This window comes from Novosphingobium sp. TK71, assembly GCF_055361505.1.
The window spans coordinates 496,968-512,152 of sequence record NZ_CM143962.1 but is presented as its reverse complement, the minus strand read 5'-3'; the positions used below and the strand labels follow the sequence as shown (position 1 = coordinate 512,152).

Here is a 15,185-nt window from a genome sequence, read left to right as displayed (position 1 = left end):
TCAAGGGTTCACTCCGGGTTCCGGGGCGGGCTCCGAGGGAAGGTCGGCAGTGGGCAGCCCGGCCCCCGTAAGCGTCAGGATCGCGATCTTGCGGTCCAGCAGGGCAGCTTCCAGCGTCATCGCTTCCTGTTCCTTGGCGAAGCGGTTCGCGGCGAGATCGAGGTAGGCGCGCTCATCGAGGTTCGATGCGGAGAAAGCGGTCCTTGCCCGTTCCGCAGCCATGCGGGCGGCAGGAAGGTCGCGGCGCACATTTTCGAGCTGGGCCGCGAGTTGTTCCGTCTCCGCCAGCAAAGCGCCGACTTCGCCGACAGTCGCCGCCAGACGCGCGGCATACTCGGCATGAAGCCTGGCCCGCGTCGCATTGGCGATGGCGATGTTGCCCTGCCCGCGGTCGAAGATCGGCAGGCCGAGGGTGACGTTGGGGCCGCCGCTGACCACTTTGGAATTGTCGCTCGCCGCGCTGCCGCCCAGCACGAAGTCCGGGAACTGCGACAGGATGGCTTGCCGGACGGACTCGTCAGCAGAGGCATAGCCCATGCGCAGGGCGAGCAGATCCGGGCGCCGACCTGGCAGGTCGGCAAGGGTCGCCCTGATTTGCGCAGGATCGAAAGGCGGCAGCTCCGCCTTGTCCGCCAGCGCGATCACCGCATCGGGCCGGAGCCCGAGCAAGGCATTGAGCTGGTGGCGCAGGGCAAGCTGGTTCTGATCGAGCGCATCGAGCGCGGCGCGGGCCGATTGCAGCGCCACGCGATCGGGCGCGACGGTGCTCAAGGTCACGGTCCGCGCGGCCAGCGCGGTCTCCAGCCGGGCGTTCCTGCTGCGGAGCAGTTCATAGGCCTCGACGTAGACCGGGCGGCTGCGCGCGCCCATTATCAGGCTCGCCGCGAGCTGGCGGGCCTTTCCGGCAACCTGCCACTCCTGCCAGACCACGTCTGCGGCGACCTGCCGCTCGCTGTCCGATGCGGCGCGGCGCCGCGACTTGTAGGTGATCAGCGCCTTGATGTCCTGCGCGATGCCGATGTTCCAGCCCGGCACCGTGCCCGCACCGGACAGAAGCGGAAGAAAGGCGGCAGACAACGACGGATTGGGCAGCAGGCCCGCCTGCCTCGTCTGCCCCGAGGCGACCGCCCTGCCCGCCCGGACGGCCTGGAGATCGGGATTGTTCGCCAGCGCCAGCAACGCCACCTCGTTCACCGAAAGCGGCGCGGACGGCGCCTCGCCGGACAGGCCCTGCACATCGCTTGCCAGCGGCGCCGAAGTCGGCAGCGGAAGCGGCGTGTAATGCGCGCAGCCGCTGACCGTGGCCACGGCGAGGCCGATCAGAACCTTCATCGCGCCCCGGGTCGGGACGGGAGCAAGGCGATGCGGACGCATGGCGGCGAAAGAGCGTGCCACGGCGCTATGCCTGTTCCGCAAGGACGATCTTCGATGCGCTGCATGCCATTATCGCCAATCACCTCCGGCAAGACCTTCGGACGCGTAATAAGAGCAGGTACATTCGCCCAAGGTGAGCCGAATGTTAGGAATTCCCAACTTGCATGGCGATGCCGAGTGTGCGCCATAATGGAGGCGATACAAGTACCTGCCGCGGAGAACGGGCCGAGATGAAAATCCTCTTCCTTGAGGATGATGAAGAGCTGCAAAGGCACGTCGGACGATCGCTCGAATCCGCGGGCCATGTGATCGACGGCTGCAGCTCTGGCGCCGATGCGCTGTTCATGGCGACGAGCGGCCAGTACGATGTGCTGGTGCTCGATCGCATGGTCCCGGGCGTTGACGGCCTCAGCGTGATGAAGGCGCTGCGTGCCGCCGGCATTCGCACGCCGGTCCTGCTGCTGACGGCGATGGATGGCGTGGACGACCGGGTACAGGGCCTCGAAGCGGGCGCCGACGACTATCTCGTGAAGCCGTTTGCCGTATCGGAACTCGTGGCGCGCCTCAATGCGCTGCTGCGGCGCCCTCCGATTCCCGACGCCGTAGCGGTCCTGAAAGTCGCCGATCTGGAAGTGGACCTGATCCGCCGCACCGTGATGCGCGCGGGCGGAAAGATCGAACTGCAGGCGCAGGAGTTCAAGCTGCTCGAATACCTCATGCGCCACGCCGGCGAACTGGTGACGCGCACGATGTTGCTGGAGAACGTCTGGTCGTTCCACTTCGATCCGCGCAGCAACATCATAGAGAGCCACATGAGCCGGCTGCGCACCAAGGTGGATCGCGGCTTCGATCGCGAATTGATCCAGACGGTCCGGGGGGCGGGATATCGGATCGACGGTGGCTGAGCCGCTTAGCCGCAATGTCCTGCGCAGCGGGGCGTTCCGCTTCGCCGTGCTGTTTGCCGCCGTCTTCGCGGTGGGCTCGCTGCTCGTGCTCGTGGCGGTGCAGCGCCAGATCGAAGGCTATGCCGTCGCGGCAACGGACGGGACTCTCAGCAATGAGGCCAAGGTGCTGGCATCGGAATATCGGGCACTCGGCCTCTCCGGCCTCACCGACGCCATCCGCCGCCATTCCCACACCGGCAAGGATCCCCAGTTCCGGTTCCGCCTGGTGCGCGGCGACGGCATCCGGATCGCGGGCGACCTGCCCTCCGGCGTCCGGCTCGACGGGCGCGGCACGCTCAGCGTCAGGGAAGTCAACGTGGCCGTGCGGGGCGAGGCGATGGAAACCTTCCAGACCCTCGGCACAGCCTTGCCGGACGGGCTCCATCTTGTGGTTGCCACGGACACGTTCGATGTCCGCGCGCTGATGGCGCGGCTGCGGGCGTTCACGCTGGCCTGCGGGGTCGGCATTACCCTGTTCGCGCTGGTCGGAGGCTACTTCGTCGGCAGTCTGTTCGTGCGCCGTCTGCACGGGGTCAACACTTCGGTGAGCAGGATCATGGCCGGGGCCATGGACGAGCGGCTTCCGGCCATCGGCATGGGGCCCGAGTTCGACGAATTGTCCAGCAACCTCAATCTCATGCTCGACCGCATCCAGGGCCTGATGGAGGGCCTGCGCCAGGTATCTACCGACATCGCGCACGACCTGAGAACCCCTCTCACCCGTCTCCGCCAGCAGCTGGAGGCCCTACGCGGCCAGCAGACGATCGATGCCTACGATGCCGGCATCGACGTTTCGCTGGAGCAGACCGACGAAATCCTCGCCATCTTCCGGGCCTTGCTGCGCATCGGCACGCTGGAGGGCGGCGCCGGACGCGGCAGGCTCGCCCCGGTGGACATCAGCGAGATCGTGGAACGGGTGGGGCTGGCTTACGAGCCGGTCGCGGAAGATGCCGGCAAGCGTCTGGAGACCTGCATCGAGCCGGGACTTGCGGTGCTGGGCGATGGCGAATTGCTGGCCCAGATGTTCACCAACCTGGTGGAAAACGCGCTGATCCACACACCGCCGGGAACGCGGCTGACCCTGCGCGTCGCGCATCGCGGCGGATCGGTGCTTGCCGAAGTGGCCGACGACGGCCCCGGCATCCCGCCCGAGGAGCGCGACAAGGTGCTGGTCCGGTTCTACCGCCTGGACGCGAGCCGCAGCACACCGGGTTCCGGCCTCGGCCTGTCGCTGGTGCGCGCCATCGCGGCCCTGCATGACGCCCCGCTTCTGCTGGAGGACAATCGGCCCGGCCTGCGAATAAGCGTGAGGTTCCAGCTTTCCGGCGGTTCCGGTGAAATTCTGATCGAACATGCACGCTTGCCGAAGCCGGGCAGCGAGCTATGAGGGCCCATGCCTAGACGCAAGGACATCTGGCAGTGCGGATTGCTGCCGCACCCGGCAAGCCGGGTGCTCGCGGCGGACTATGCCGCAGCGGACATCGTGTGGTTCCCGCAGGAACCCGCGTTCACCTTCCTGGCCGACCCTTTCGGCTTCGACGACGGCAACCGGCTTCACGTCTTTGCCGAGCAATACGATTACCGCACACGTCACGGGGTGATCGAACGGCTGACGTTCGACCGGAGCTTCACGCTGATCGATCGCCGACTGGTGCTGGAGGAGCCCTGGCACTTGTCCTATCCGCAAGTCTTTCAGGGCGAAGGCGCGGTCTGGATGCTGCCGGAGGCGCATCGCTCGGGCAAGTTGACGCTCTATCGCGGCAATGACGCGCTGGACCGCTGGCGCCCGGAATGCACGATCGAGGTGGACTGCCTGCCGGTCGACGCATCGATCCTGCGACATGAGGGCCGCTGGTGGCTGTTCTATTCGTCGGCCGAAAGTCGCGACACCAAGCTGGGCACGCTTCACGTCGCCTGGGCGGATACACTCACGGGCCGGTGGACGCCGCACCCCGGCAATCCGGTGCGACGCGGGCGGCAATCCTCGCGCCCCGGCGGAACCCCGCTTGTCGTGGAGGGTCGCATCATGCTCCCGACGCAGGACTGCGTGCGGACTTACGGCGGCGCGATCCGTCCGCTCTGGATCGATCGCCTCGACGAGACCGGATTCTCGGCCGAAGCAGACGATGCGATGGCTATCCCCTCCGGTCCTTCGGGCCGGTACGAAGGCATGCATACCCTGAGCGCGTGCGGCGCCGTCACCCTCATCGATGTGAAGACCATCGACCGTTCGCTGGCGGGCATGGCGCTCGATCTCAAACGGGCGGCGGGGCGATACGCTCGCAGATAGAAGTCCCCGCGCGCGCGAAGTTTGCCGGAGAAAAGCGGGCGAGCATATCCCGGCGGCTTGCCTGCCCCATGTCGGCCAGCCTGCTGGGATAGCTCAGCGCCTGACGCAGGTTTTCGGCCAGCGCGGCGGGGCTTTCCGGCGGACAGAGCCAGCCTGTCTCGAAAGGCCTTACCGAATGGACCAGTTCGCCCACGCTGGAGGCGATGACGGGAAGGCCTGCGGTAAGCCCCTCATGCGCCGCGATGCAGAACCCTTCCGAACGGGAAGGCTGCACGTAGAGGTGCCGCGTTGCCAGAAATCGCTTTGGATCCTCGGCATAGCCCGGCAAGCGAATGTCGCCGATCCTCGCCGCCTTCGCCTGTGCCTCCAGCGCGCCGCGCTCGCTTCCTTCGCCGGCGATGTCCAGCGTCCAGGGCACCGGCGCCGTAAAGCCGTTCTGCCGCAACCGCGCCAGCGCCTCGATCAGGACATCGTAGCCCTTTACCGGATGAAGCCGCCCGAGGCTGCCGATCCGCAGCACCTGCCCCGGCTGCCAGGCGCGGGCGACCGGCATTCGCGGATCGACGGCGTAGATCGGCCAGGTCGCGATCCGTTCCGGCCTTATCCCGAGCCGGTCCTTCATGAACCCGGCAACGGTCTGCGAATCCGCGACCCACAGCCTCGCCCGCGGTTGCAGCGCGCGCAGCAGGCGGAAGTTCCACGGCTTGAGGAAGGCTGCGTGCTGCCAGCAGACGACCGGCAGGCCCAGCCTCGGGCCGGCCAGCAGGCCCAGCGCCGTCGCCCGGCTCAGCGAGGTCCACAAGTGCGTGGCGTGCCATGCCCGCAACTCGCGCAGGAGCCAGCGCAGCGCCTGTGCGTGGTCCTTGTCGCCGCCGTCACGCACGCAGGGGTCGAGCCCGGCGGCTTCCATCGCGGCAAGCGCCCTGCCGTCCCGCCGGGTCAGCGCGAAGACGCGAACCGTGGCCCCGGCCTCTGCCAGCACCCGCGCGATCGACGGCACCGGCAGCGCCGCGCCGCCGCCTTCCACCGAATTGATGATATAGGCGATCCGCATCGTCCTAGCGGCCCAGGCTGCTGCGCCAGACGAGCAGCACGAGCAGCCCGCTGGCAAGAATGGCCTGTCCCAGTGCCTGGATACCTGCCCCCATCAGCCCGTAGCGCTGGAGCAGCCAGGGCATGGCCGAGAGGAATACGAGGCTTGCGAAAAGGTTCGCGGCCATCGACCGCGACGGATGGCCCAGCGCGGAAATGGCCGAACTGCACGGCGGTCCGATCAGCGCTATCGCCCGGGCCAGTACCAGCACGATCATCACGCCGGCAGCCTCGGTGAAGGCCCGGCCCGCAAGGAGCTGGAGGATCTGCTGCGGGAACACCGCCACGACCAGCACCACCGGCGTTGCCGCGACCAGACCGACCGTCACGATCTTTCGCAATATCCGGCGCAGCGCTTCGCCGCCCCGGCCATCGGCAACCACATGGGCCAGTTCTGCATATGCGGTATTGCCCAGTATCTGGGCCGGCTGCGCGATGATGACGGTCGCGCGCTGCGCGACCGAATAGAGCCCCGCCATCGCCGGTCCCAGCACCCAGCCCACCACCAGCGGCGCCACTCTTCCCGCCAGTTCGCTTAGAGTCACGTCGGCATTGCTGGCGATGAGGAAGCGCCAGATTCCCGGGTTCTCCTGCGCCGCGCCGCCGGGCGCGGCGCTACCCGCAGGATGCGGCAAGGCCGCGCCGAGATTGCGGGCGGCGAGCCATATCCCCATGCCCCACATGAGCGCGAACTCGGCCAGCGCGGCGACCAGCCATGCGAACAGGAAGGAGCGGATACCCCAGCCGCAGGCAATGACGATCAGCGCGCCGCCAAGTCGGAAGAGCGGCTGCACCAGATTGTGCAGTCCCAGCAGGTCGAAACGCCCGCAGAGCTGGAGATATCCCGCCGGAGTAGAGCGCACCGATCCCAGCACGGCCAGGGCATAGAACGGTGCGAAGGCCATGGCTTTCGGCGGCCAGCCGAGATGCCCGCCCACCAGCGGCACCAGCAGAGCCGCGGAAAGTATCGCCAGCACGCCGCCGACCAGCTCAACCTTCGCCCCGAAGCGCAGCAGGCGGACGAGGCGATGCGGATCTTCCTGCCGCTGGGCCTCGGCTCCATACCGCACGATGGCCTGCCACGACGGAAACTCGACGATGCCGCAAACCGTGGTGATATAGGCATGGACCAGCACGAGCACGCCATATTCGGTCGGCCCCAGGAAACGCGTCGCCAGCAGCAGATAGGCCAGGCTGACCAGCCCCGCGCCGGCCTTCCCGCCCAGGACCATGCCGAGTGAGGCGAAGATGCGGCCCACTATGCCGCCGGGCAACGCCTCCGGCCGAACCGGGCTGTCCTGCCTGCGGATCGGCCCTTCACCGGCCGCGCGGCGCCAGAAGAATGCGTCGAGCGGCTTCATGCCGAAAGACGGTTCATGGGGCGGAAGGACGGCGACCGATGCTCTGCGAAGGTCGCGATGGCGATGGCGGCGCGAACCGAGGACGGCGTGTCCTGCAGATCGAAACTGCTGGCGAAAAGTTGCTCCTGCACCGCGCGATAGTGCTCCTCGTGCAGTTGCTCGGCACGGTCGATCGCGGCCGGCAGCTCGTCCGGTTTGCGGATGACCTCGCCCGCTGTCCAGTGGAGGAAATTGGGATCGCCGCGCCATTCGTGCCCGTGGCTGTTGAGGAAGATGCAGGGCCTCGGGCGCAGCATGAATTCGTAGACCTGGCTGCTGGCATCGCCGAGGTAGATATCGGAGGACAGCGTATAGGTCATGTCGGTCGAGGCGCGGCTGCCGAGGTCGATCTTGATATTCTCGCCCCGCAGGAAGCGCTGCGGAATGGCCCCCGCCTTTTCGATGCTGAGCTTGTCGATGGCCACGACGAACTGCCGCTGGAACAGCATGACGTGCGGTGCAAAGACCAGCCCGCTGCCCTCGTCGTTCAGGAAATGCTCGAAAACGCCGTGCCCGTGCCGATACCACGAGGACAGATGCGGCGAGCAATGCGGGTTGTAGAGCACCACGCGCTCCCCCGCCGGCAGGAAGCGTCTGGCGATCCGGCTGGGCAGGACGTCGAACTTGGGATAGCCGACGATGCTGATCCGCGTGGGTTCGACCCGGGCTTCGGACACCAGGCGGTCGCGGACTTTCGTGCCCGAACAGAGCACATGATCGAAACAGGCACTGGCCTTGTCGAAGCCGATCGCCCGGTCTCCGGCGCCGTGTCTGGTATGAACGATCGCGAGATCGTGAAGGCCGTAGCGCTTCTTGAGGATGAGCGAGGTCTTCTCGGCCACCACAAGCACGTCGAGACTGCGGAAAAACGGGAGATTGTCGCGGTAGATGAGCAGTTTGGCGGCAGGCACGACGCGCCCCAGCAAGGCGTCCATGCTGCGCGACAGCGTGGAAGGGCCCAGTTCGACATGCCGGATCGTCCTGCCGAGATAGTCACCGGCCAGGCGGCGCACTTCGGCGGCGAGGGCCGCGTTCGTGGTCGCAACGATCAATTCGCCCGGGAAACCCTGATCGGCCATGGCCATGGCAATCGGCAGGCTGTGGGCGACCTGGTGAATCTGGTCGTGGTTGAACAGGAATCCTATGCGCATGGTGCATGGACTCCGCACCGGCAGCACACCCGCATCCCGCCGCCTCGATTTTTTATGGGTGCCCTGCTTCCTCCGCTCCGGCGGGGCCCGAGACATGGCGCAGGACATCCAGGGCCACCAACGCGAGGCCGAGCAGCACGTGGACCAGCAGGATCACCGAGGCCATCATCGTCATCAGGGCGGCGATGCTTGTCTCATGCCCGAGCGTGAAGACCGCGAGCCCCGCGAAAGCCACGTCCTTGTTGGGCACGAAGGGCAGCCGGGAAACCAGCAGGCGCAGGGTCGAAAGCAGGAGCCATGAGGCCACCGGCACATGCGGCAGCACCATGTGCCAGAGCACCGCGGACAGGATCGTGGTTGCGGCGATGCGCAGCAGATGGATGCCCAGGATCGCGCCCAGTTCCTCTCGCGGTAGGGAAAAGATGCGTCGGCGCAGGAACATCGCCGCGATCGAGGTGACGAGCACCACGCCCAGCGAGACGAGGACGGAATCGTTCTCCAGCCCGAGATCGCCGGCGGAAACGAACGGCACCACCGCCAGAAGCAGGAACAGCGTCACCCCGTTGCCGGCCATGGCGGAAAGAATCGCCACGTCCTTGATCGCGCCGAACGGCGCCGCGGTCATCGCGCGGCGGCGGCGCGCCCATGTGTAGAAGTAGGCCTCTCCCAGATAGCCGAAGAGCAGTTCGTTGCACACGAGCTTGCGCAGCAGCGGCACCAGTCCGCCTGCGGGCAGGTTCCAGAGCCGGTGGAAGATCGCCCATTCGCTGAGCGGTCCGGCAAGGTAGAACACGGCGAACACGATCCAGAAGGACGGCGCGCGCGGGACCATGGCGTAAATCCGCGCCGGGTCCATGCCTCTCATCGCCAGCACCACGGCCAGCGCCACGAGCACCGAGAACAGCAGCGGCAACAAGGCCGCCATGCGAAAACGCGAAGCCCTGTCCTGGGCCTGGAGCGGGGGAAAGCGCGGCGACGGCGCAGCAGGCATGGCAGATGGGAGCAAACGGATCGTCCTCGGGTCTTGTGAAGGGAGTGGGGCCGCGACCTAACGCAGCAGCTCCGGGAGGAGTGCGGTGCGCACCTGATCGGACACGGCAACGGCCTCGCGCATGACCGCAAGATACGAAGTTGCGGCCAGTTCGAGCGAGAACCGTGCAGCATATGCCCGTTCGCCGGGGCCCGGCTGAGGCAGCCGTTCCGGGCGGGCAATGGCCTGCGCCATGGCGTGCACGTCGCCGACAGGCACCAGCACCCCCCGCGTGCCGCCCCCCAGCAAGCTCTTCATGCTGGCGCAGCAATCGGTGGCGATGACCGGCAGGCCCGCGGCGATGGCCTCGATCACGACGGCGGGCACCCCTTCGTAGTTCGAGGAGAGCAGCAGGCAGTCCGAGGTCCGGAGATGCTCGTCTGGAGACGGAAGGTGGCCGGTGAACGTCACGATACCCCGCAGCGCCATGGTCCGCACGACCCGCCGTAACGCGCCAAGCTCCGGCCCCGCGCCAACGATGGTGAGCCGGTCACCCGGCCTGAACCCCGAGGCGAAAGCCATCAGCAACATCTCGACATTCTTCTGCGCCGCCAGCCGCCCTACCGCGAGGTAGCGCAGCGCCCGGCCCGCCGCGCGCTCTCGAGGCATCGCCTGCAACCGTTCGAAGCGGCGCCGGTCCAGCGCCGGATCGTGGATCGTCGTCACCCGATGCGCGGCGACGCCCATGCCCTTGACGACTTCGTCGAACATCGGCTCGGCCAGCGCCACGAAGCGATCGAGGAACAGTCCGTTCAGGCGCAGCCAGAGCCGGTACCACAGCCGGCGGAGCAGCGGCTTGTCGGCGCGAACAAGGTCGTTGCTCACTTTCACCACAACCGGCGGGCAGCGATCGCCCAGCAGCAGCTTCATCACCACGCAGACCACGGTGTAGGTGTTGCCGGGGCAGAACAGCACATCGGCCCGGCCCCGCGCCAGATAGAGGCACAGGCACCACATCATCCAGATCGTTTCGAAAGGCGCGGTGGGGATGAAGCTGCGACAACTCCAGTACCGCAGGCCGGGCGGCGCGCAGGCGCGGTCCGGGCCCTCGTTTCGCCCCAGCACGACGACCACGTCGTGCCCGGCGTCCTGCCAGTGCCGGGCCAGGTTCAGCGCGACGCGCTCAACCCCGCCCGGCTCAAAGCTGTGAATGGGAAGGACGATCCTGAGAGGTTCGGTCATGCCGATATGACTCCGGCATTCCTCCGGACCCACACTGCGCCCCGGAGGATTTTTTCAGGCGAGCAGTTCGGCGTAGCGGCCCGGAACGTGCCCGGCGGAGAATGCGGCAAGGGTGCGATCGATACTGCGCACCAATGACGCCTTCGTCACGTCTCCGGGATGGACGGCGATGCGCACCACGCGCTGGCGCTGCATGGCCCGCCGGGCGAGCGCGGCAAAGAACAGCGAAGAGGCCGTGCGCATGGTGCTGCGGCTTGCCCAGGTGATGACCGGGCCGCGCGCGAGCGGCCGGTCCGCGTTGCCCGGCTGCCAGACGCGGAAATGGTCTTCCGCCAGCGCGAAACCGCATTCTTCCATCGCCGCCATCGCGCCCGGCCCGTAAAGCCAGGCCGGAGCGATGAAACCGGCCGCCGGCATGCCCACGATGTCTTCCAGCAGGGCCTTGCCGTCGCGCATTCGCCGCAAGGCTTCGGCTTGGGAAAGGCCAAGGAATTCGCCCTCTCCCGCCGTCATGTGGCGCGCCTTGAAGCCCGCCCCGCCGCCGTGGACGGCATCGTCGCGATGGTACCAGCCGTGAACGAACATCTCGACCCCGGCCTCGGCCCAGCCCCTTAGCCGTGCCTGGAAACGCGGCGCTTGCGAAAGCGATGCCCGCCCCCAGTGATCGGGCACGACCAGCATGGCGAAACGCGCCGCGCCCAGCCGGGCCTCCAGAATCTCGACAAGCCGGTCCACCTCGCTTTCGAAGCAAGGGGCGACATCGTGGATCGAGACGAGCAGGCGCCGGGTCTCAGCGCTATTGCGGAGTTCAGAACTGGGCATCGACGCCGATCCTCAGGGAACGCGGGCGCATCGGTGTCTGCTGCAGACCCTGAGCCACCGTGAAGGGATTGCCGAAGGCAAAAGTGTTGCCCCGGTCGTTGAGAATGTTCGCAAGGTCGAGCGACAGCCCCCAGCGGCCGAATGACAGCCGGCCGCCCGCCGAGAGGTCGTAGTAACGCCCCTGTGTCAGCGCGAAGGGGGAAAGGATCGCCAGTTTCGAACGCCCGACATGGCGTATCGCCGTATCGAGCGTGAGGTCCGCCCAGCCAAGCGAATGGACGAACTTGGCCGCCGTGCGCCATCCCTGGTCGGCGACGTTGGGCAAGTCTCGGTCGCTGATGTTGTCGAAGCCCGGGGCGGGATCGGACAGGCTGCTGGAATTGAGGAAACCCGCCGCCTCCAGCGACAGGGCGTCCACCGGGCGCCAGGCCAGCGAAAAGGCCAGATTTCCTACCCGGCCCGAACCGATGTTCGCCACGTAGGGCAGCCCGTCTATGGCAACGAGATCGGCCTGGATATTCCGCCAGCGAGCGAGCGAAGCGGTCAGGCTGCCGGACAGGCGGGCGCCCTTCTCCATGCCGAAGCGCAGGCCCAGCTCAACCGTCTGGATGCGGTCGGACACGAAGCGATCCGCGCTGGGATCGGCCGCGGAGCCGGTTACCTGAAGACCCCCGGGGCGATAGCCCTGCTGATATCGGCCATAGGCCAGCACCCCTGCTCCCGGCTTCCATGACAACGCAACGGAGGGCAGAAAACGCTGCTGGCGGCGCACCGGCTCGAAATCGAGGCCACCCTGCCCCATGAATTCGCTGGTCTGGCGAACGTAGCTGAACCGCCCCCCGAGCGTGAGCTGGACATTGCGCCGCAGAGGAATGCCGAACTCGCCGAAAGCTGCCGCATCCAGTGTCGTGTTGGCGAGATTGGAGAGCGTGTCCAGCGCACCGGGCGCGCCGAGCCTGCGCACCGCACGGTCGATATTGTTGACCAGGCCCAGACCCACGAGCCATGTCCCGCCATTGCCCCAGTTCCCGCTCAGCCGCGTCTCGTGCGAGAGCAGCTTTACCGCGACATCCTCCTCGTACTGCCGGATCTGCGGCGATGCGGAGGTGGTGGCATCGAACACGGTGTCGATGCTCTGCCGGGCATAGCCGGTGGCAGAAGTCAGCCGGGTTTCACCCCAATCGCGGGACAGGGTCACGCCGGCCAGGCGATAGTCGTTGTCGAACGGCTGCGCGATCGCGGACGAACGAACCAGATCGGGCTCTCCGCGCAGGGTATATTGCCCGTCGCGGGAATTGAGGTCCTGTCCGGCCAGAGTGACATCCACCGTCCATGCCGCATCCGGCTGCCAGCGAAGCGCCGCGCGAAACCCCGTCATGACGTTGCGGTTGATGTCCCTCAGACCGCGCGCGGCATCGTCGATATAGCCGCCGTCGACGGTGCGGTAGACCACGGCGCGCAGGGCCAGTCGATCCCTTGCCAGCGGCAGGTTCGCCACGAGCGCCCCGTCGCCGCCCGGCGCGCCGTCCTGCGTGAGGCGGACGCCGAACGCCCCTTCGAGCGAGGTCTTTCCCGGATCGGGCGGCGTCGGGACAAGGCGGATGATGCCGCCAAGGGTTCCCGCCCCGTAGAGCGTGCCCTGCGGCCCTTCCAGCACTTCGACGCGGGCGATGTCATGCAAGGCAAGATCGGGGTCAGGCGCGGAGTAGATCAGCCGCATCTCGCCCAGATACTGGCTGATCGTAGACTGGCTGGTGCCGTTGAAGCTGCTGTCGGCGATGCCGCGGATGAATATCTTGTTCCGGCCCGGCCCCAGATTGGTCGAGGACAGCTCCGGCAGCTTGCCCAGGATATAGCCGGTTCCGCGCCCGCCTGCCCGTGCCAGTTCCTCGCGGTCAGGCTCCACCACCGCCAGGCTGGCGGGATAGTCGGCAAGGCCAAGGCGCTGCTTGGTCGCCGTGACGAGAATGTCCGGCCCCGCCACCTCCGGGACAGGCACTGGCCGGATAGCAGGAGCCGCCCCCATGCGCGGCGCCCTGGGAGCGATGGCGGGCGCAGCGGCGCGCTTCACCAGCCGCACGGTACGGGAATCGACGAAGACGAAGTCGTACCCGCTTCCGGCGAGAATTCGCCGCAACGCCTCGGCTACATCGTGACGGCCCGAAATCCCGCGCGAACGCAGGGTATCCAGCCTGGGATCGCCGAGCGCGATCGAGATTCCCGCCTGCTGCGCAAGGGCCAGCAAGGCGTCCGAAAGCCGCCCCGCCGGCACCGCGAAAACATGCGTCTCCGCTGCCAGCGCCGGAGCGGCCTGCATCGTGTTGACGGCGACCGCCAATAGAGCGGGAAGGAACCGGTTAACGTGTGATCGACCAACCATCGGCAGTTTCGGTCACCTTCGCACCAATCAGGACCTCGACACGCCGTTGCAGCGCCGCATTGTCCCCGTCCAGCTGTATCACGCCCGTGAAACTTGTCTTCGATAGATCGGGGCCCAGTTCGATGGCAATCCCCCGCGCCCGGGTAATGTCGCCCGCGACTTCCACGAGCGGCGCATCGCGGTAGACCAGCTTGCCGCGCGTCCATGCGCCGATGTCGGCGGCGGCCTTGCTTCCTTCCATCAGCCTGTCGCCGCTCGCCTTCAGGGTATCGCCGGCATTGAGGCGAAGGCGCGTAATGCCGTCCTCGAACCGGACCGCCCCTTCGGACACTTCCACCTGCACCCCGCCGCTGCCGGAGCGAACGTTGAACACGGTCCCCACATCGACCACGCGCTGCGAACCGACGGTCAGGGTGAAGGGCTTTTCCGCATTGTGACGGACGGAGAACTGCGCCTCCCCGGCCTTGAGTTCGGCAACGCGCGGGTCGGACTGGCGCAGCACCAGTTCGGTGCCGCCGTTCAGCATGATCCTGCTGCCGTCGGATAGCGCGATCGTCCGTGCTTCGCCCGGCGCCGTCGTCACGGTGTAGGACCGGTCCCATCCTCCCACGGCCATCCATGACCCGGCGGCGACAAGCGCCACGGTCGCCGCCATGGCCGGCCACATCCAGCGTCCGGGCCGCCGCGCGCCGATCGGCGAGACGGCAGCATCCCGATGCCCGGCTTCCGCCTCTGTCCGAAAATTCTCCTGCCTCGCCAAAGCCACGGCGGGAGAGAGCGCCAGATCCTCGTCGCAAACGGCCTCGTAGGCATCGTTGTGGCGCGCATCCGCCTCGAGCCAGGCGGCGAACTCGCCCCAGTCCTCCTCGCTCGCATCGGCGAGCCGCACATGCCAGGCGATTGCCTGCCCATGAATGCCCTCGTCATCGGGACGAATCATCGAACCCTCCTGTTCTTCCGGCCCCGCCGGCTGCATCGTCCAGCCGGGCGCGAATTTCGAGCACCGCGCGATAGGCGCGCTGCAAATGCTTTTCCACCGCGCTCAGGCTTATCCCGAGATGCCCCGCGATGTCCTTCTGCGACGCGCCTTCGATCCTGAACTGGCGGAAGACGTAGGCGGTCCGCTCCGGCAACTGGGCAAGCCGGGCTTCCACGCGGGCCAGCTGGTCACGGGCCACGAGCGTGGCTTCGGCGTCGGGCGCGGCATCGGCCTGTTCCTCGCCGTCCCGCGCGTCGATCCAGCCCGCATCGCGGGACTGGCGGCGCGTTTCCGTGCGCCGCCGAGTGTGAGCCATGTTGTTGACCATCTGGTAGAGATAGGCGCGCGGTGCGCGGACCGGCCCCGTCACCGTGGTTTCAAGGCGAAGGAACAGATCCTGCAACAAGTCCTCGACATCCGCCTCGCTTACCCGGCGGGCCAGCAGGAAGCGCCGCAGTTCGCCCCGCATGGCGAGGCATACCTGCCGTAGTCCTCCATCGGCAGGCACCTCCTGCCCGAGCGACGTCATAGCCCGTCCTTC

Annotated in this window: 13 protein-coding genes; 3 read left to right on the top strand and 10 right to left on the bottom strand. The window is 67.3% G+C overall.

The window, feature by feature from the left end; genetic code table 11:
* A complete protein-coding gene (locus tag ACXJ16_RS02250; RefSeq protein ID WP_463921747.1) occupies nucleotides 1-1,332 on the bottom strand; it encodes a TolC family protein in 1,332 nt (443 codons plus the stop codon).
* A gap of 272 nt (nucleotides 1,333-1,604) precedes the next feature.
* Here ACXJ16_RS02250 and ACXJ16_RS02245 point away from each other — a divergent pair, with 272 nt between their 5' ends.
* The 3 genes from ACXJ16_RS02245 to ACXJ16_RS02235 are packed head-to-tail and all read left to right on the top strand — an operon-like array spanning nucleotide 1,605 to nucleotide 4,608.
* The gene (locus ACXJ16_RS02245) at nucleotides 1,605-2,279 is read left to right on the top strand and encodes a winged helix-turn-helix domain-containing protein (protein WP_443477898.1); all 675 of its coding nucleotides are present in this window, start codon (nucleotides 1,605-1,607) and stop codon (nucleotides 2,277-2,279) included.
* Nucleotides 2,272-3,705, top strand: coding sequence for a sensor histidine kinase (locus ACXJ16_RS02240; protein ID WP_463921133.1), 1,434 nt, complete (start codon nucleotides 2,272-2,274; stop codon nucleotides 3,703-3,705). The genes ACXJ16_RS02245 and ACXJ16_RS02240 overlap by 8 nt, the downstream gene beginning before the upstream one ends.
* A gap of 6 nt (nucleotides 3,706-3,711) precedes the next feature.
* Nucleotides 3,712-4,608: a glucosamine inositolphosphorylceramide transferase family protein gene (locus ACXJ16_RS02235; RefSeq protein WP_463921132.1), complete on the top strand. Its 897-nt coding sequence runs from the start codon at nucleotides 3,712-3,714 to the stop codon at nucleotides 4,606-4,608.
* On the opposite strand, the gene ACXJ16_RS02230 is transcribed toward ACXJ16_RS02235, so the two are convergent.
* The 9 genes from ACXJ16_RS02230 to ACXJ16_RS02190 are packed head-to-tail and all read right to left on the bottom strand — an operon-like array spanning nucleotide 4,574 to nucleotide 15,173.
* Nucleotides 4,574-5,662 (bottom strand): glycosyltransferase family 4 protein, encoded by a 1,089-nt coding sequence (locus ACXJ16_RS02230; RefSeq protein WP_463921130.1) that lies wholly within the window; start codon nucleotides 5,660-5,662, stop codon nucleotides 4,574-4,576. The two genes, ACXJ16_RS02235 and ACXJ16_RS02230, sit on opposite strands and share 35 nt — an antisense overlap.
* Before the next feature lie 4 nt (nucleotides 5,663-5,666).
* Nucleotides 5,667-7,061 carry a lipopolysaccharide biosynthesis protein gene (locus ACXJ16_RS02225; RefSeq protein WP_463921129.1) on the bottom strand — a complete coding sequence of 465 codons (1,395 nt, stop codon included), beginning with the start codon at nucleotides 7,059-7,061 and terminating at the stop codon, nucleotides 5,667-5,669.
* Nucleotides 7,058-8,251, bottom strand: coding sequence for a CDP-glycerol glycerophosphotransferase family protein (locus tag ACXJ16_RS02220; RefSeq protein WP_324696052.1), 1,194 nt, complete (start codon nucleotides 8,249-8,251; stop codon nucleotides 7,058-7,060). Before ACXJ16_RS02220 ends, ACXJ16_RS02225 begins: the two co-directional genes overlap by 4 nt.
* 52 nt (nucleotides 8,252-8,303) lie before the next feature.
* Nucleotides 8,304-9,242: a hypothetical protein gene (locus ACXJ16_RS02215; RefSeq protein ID WP_185997015.1), complete on the bottom strand. Its 939-nt coding sequence runs from the start codon at nucleotides 9,240-9,242 to the stop codon at nucleotides 8,304-8,306.
* Nucleotides 9,243-9,299: 57 nt separating this feature from the next.
* The gene (locus tag ACXJ16_RS02210) at nucleotides 9,300-10,463 is read right to left on the bottom strand and encodes a glycosyltransferase (RefSeq protein ID WP_324696057.1); all 1,164 of its coding nucleotides are present in this window, start codon (nucleotides 10,461-10,463) and stop codon (nucleotides 9,300-9,302) included.
* Nucleotides 10,464-10,517: 54 nt separating this feature from the next.
* Nucleotides 10,518-11,285: a polysaccharide deacetylase family protein gene (locus ACXJ16_RS02205; protein ID WP_324696059.1), complete on the bottom strand. Its 768-nt coding sequence runs from the start codon at nucleotides 11,283-11,285 to the stop codon at nucleotides 10,518-10,520.
* On the bottom strand, nucleotides 11,272-13,623 hold the full coding sequence (locus ACXJ16_RS02200; RefSeq protein WP_443486820.1) for a TonB-dependent receptor: 2,352 nt from the start codon (nucleotides 13,621-13,623) through the stop codon (nucleotides 11,272-11,274). Before ACXJ16_RS02200 ends, ACXJ16_RS02205 begins: the two co-directional genes overlap by 14 nt.
* Before the next feature lie 19 nt (nucleotides 13,624-13,642).
* On the bottom strand, nucleotides 13,643-14,605 hold the full coding sequence (locus ACXJ16_RS02195) for a FecR family protein (protein WP_324696063.1): 963 nt from the start codon (nucleotides 14,603-14,605) through the stop codon (nucleotides 13,643-13,645).
* Complete coding sequence (locus ACXJ16_RS02190; RefSeq protein ID WP_185997011.1) at nucleotides 14,589-15,173, bottom strand: RNA polymerase sigma factor; 585 nt, start codon at nucleotides 15,171-15,173, stop codon at nucleotides 14,589-14,591. The genes ACXJ16_RS02195 and ACXJ16_RS02190 overlap by 17 nt, the downstream gene beginning before the upstream one ends.
* Nucleotides 15,174-15,185 lie beyond the last annotated feature (12 nt).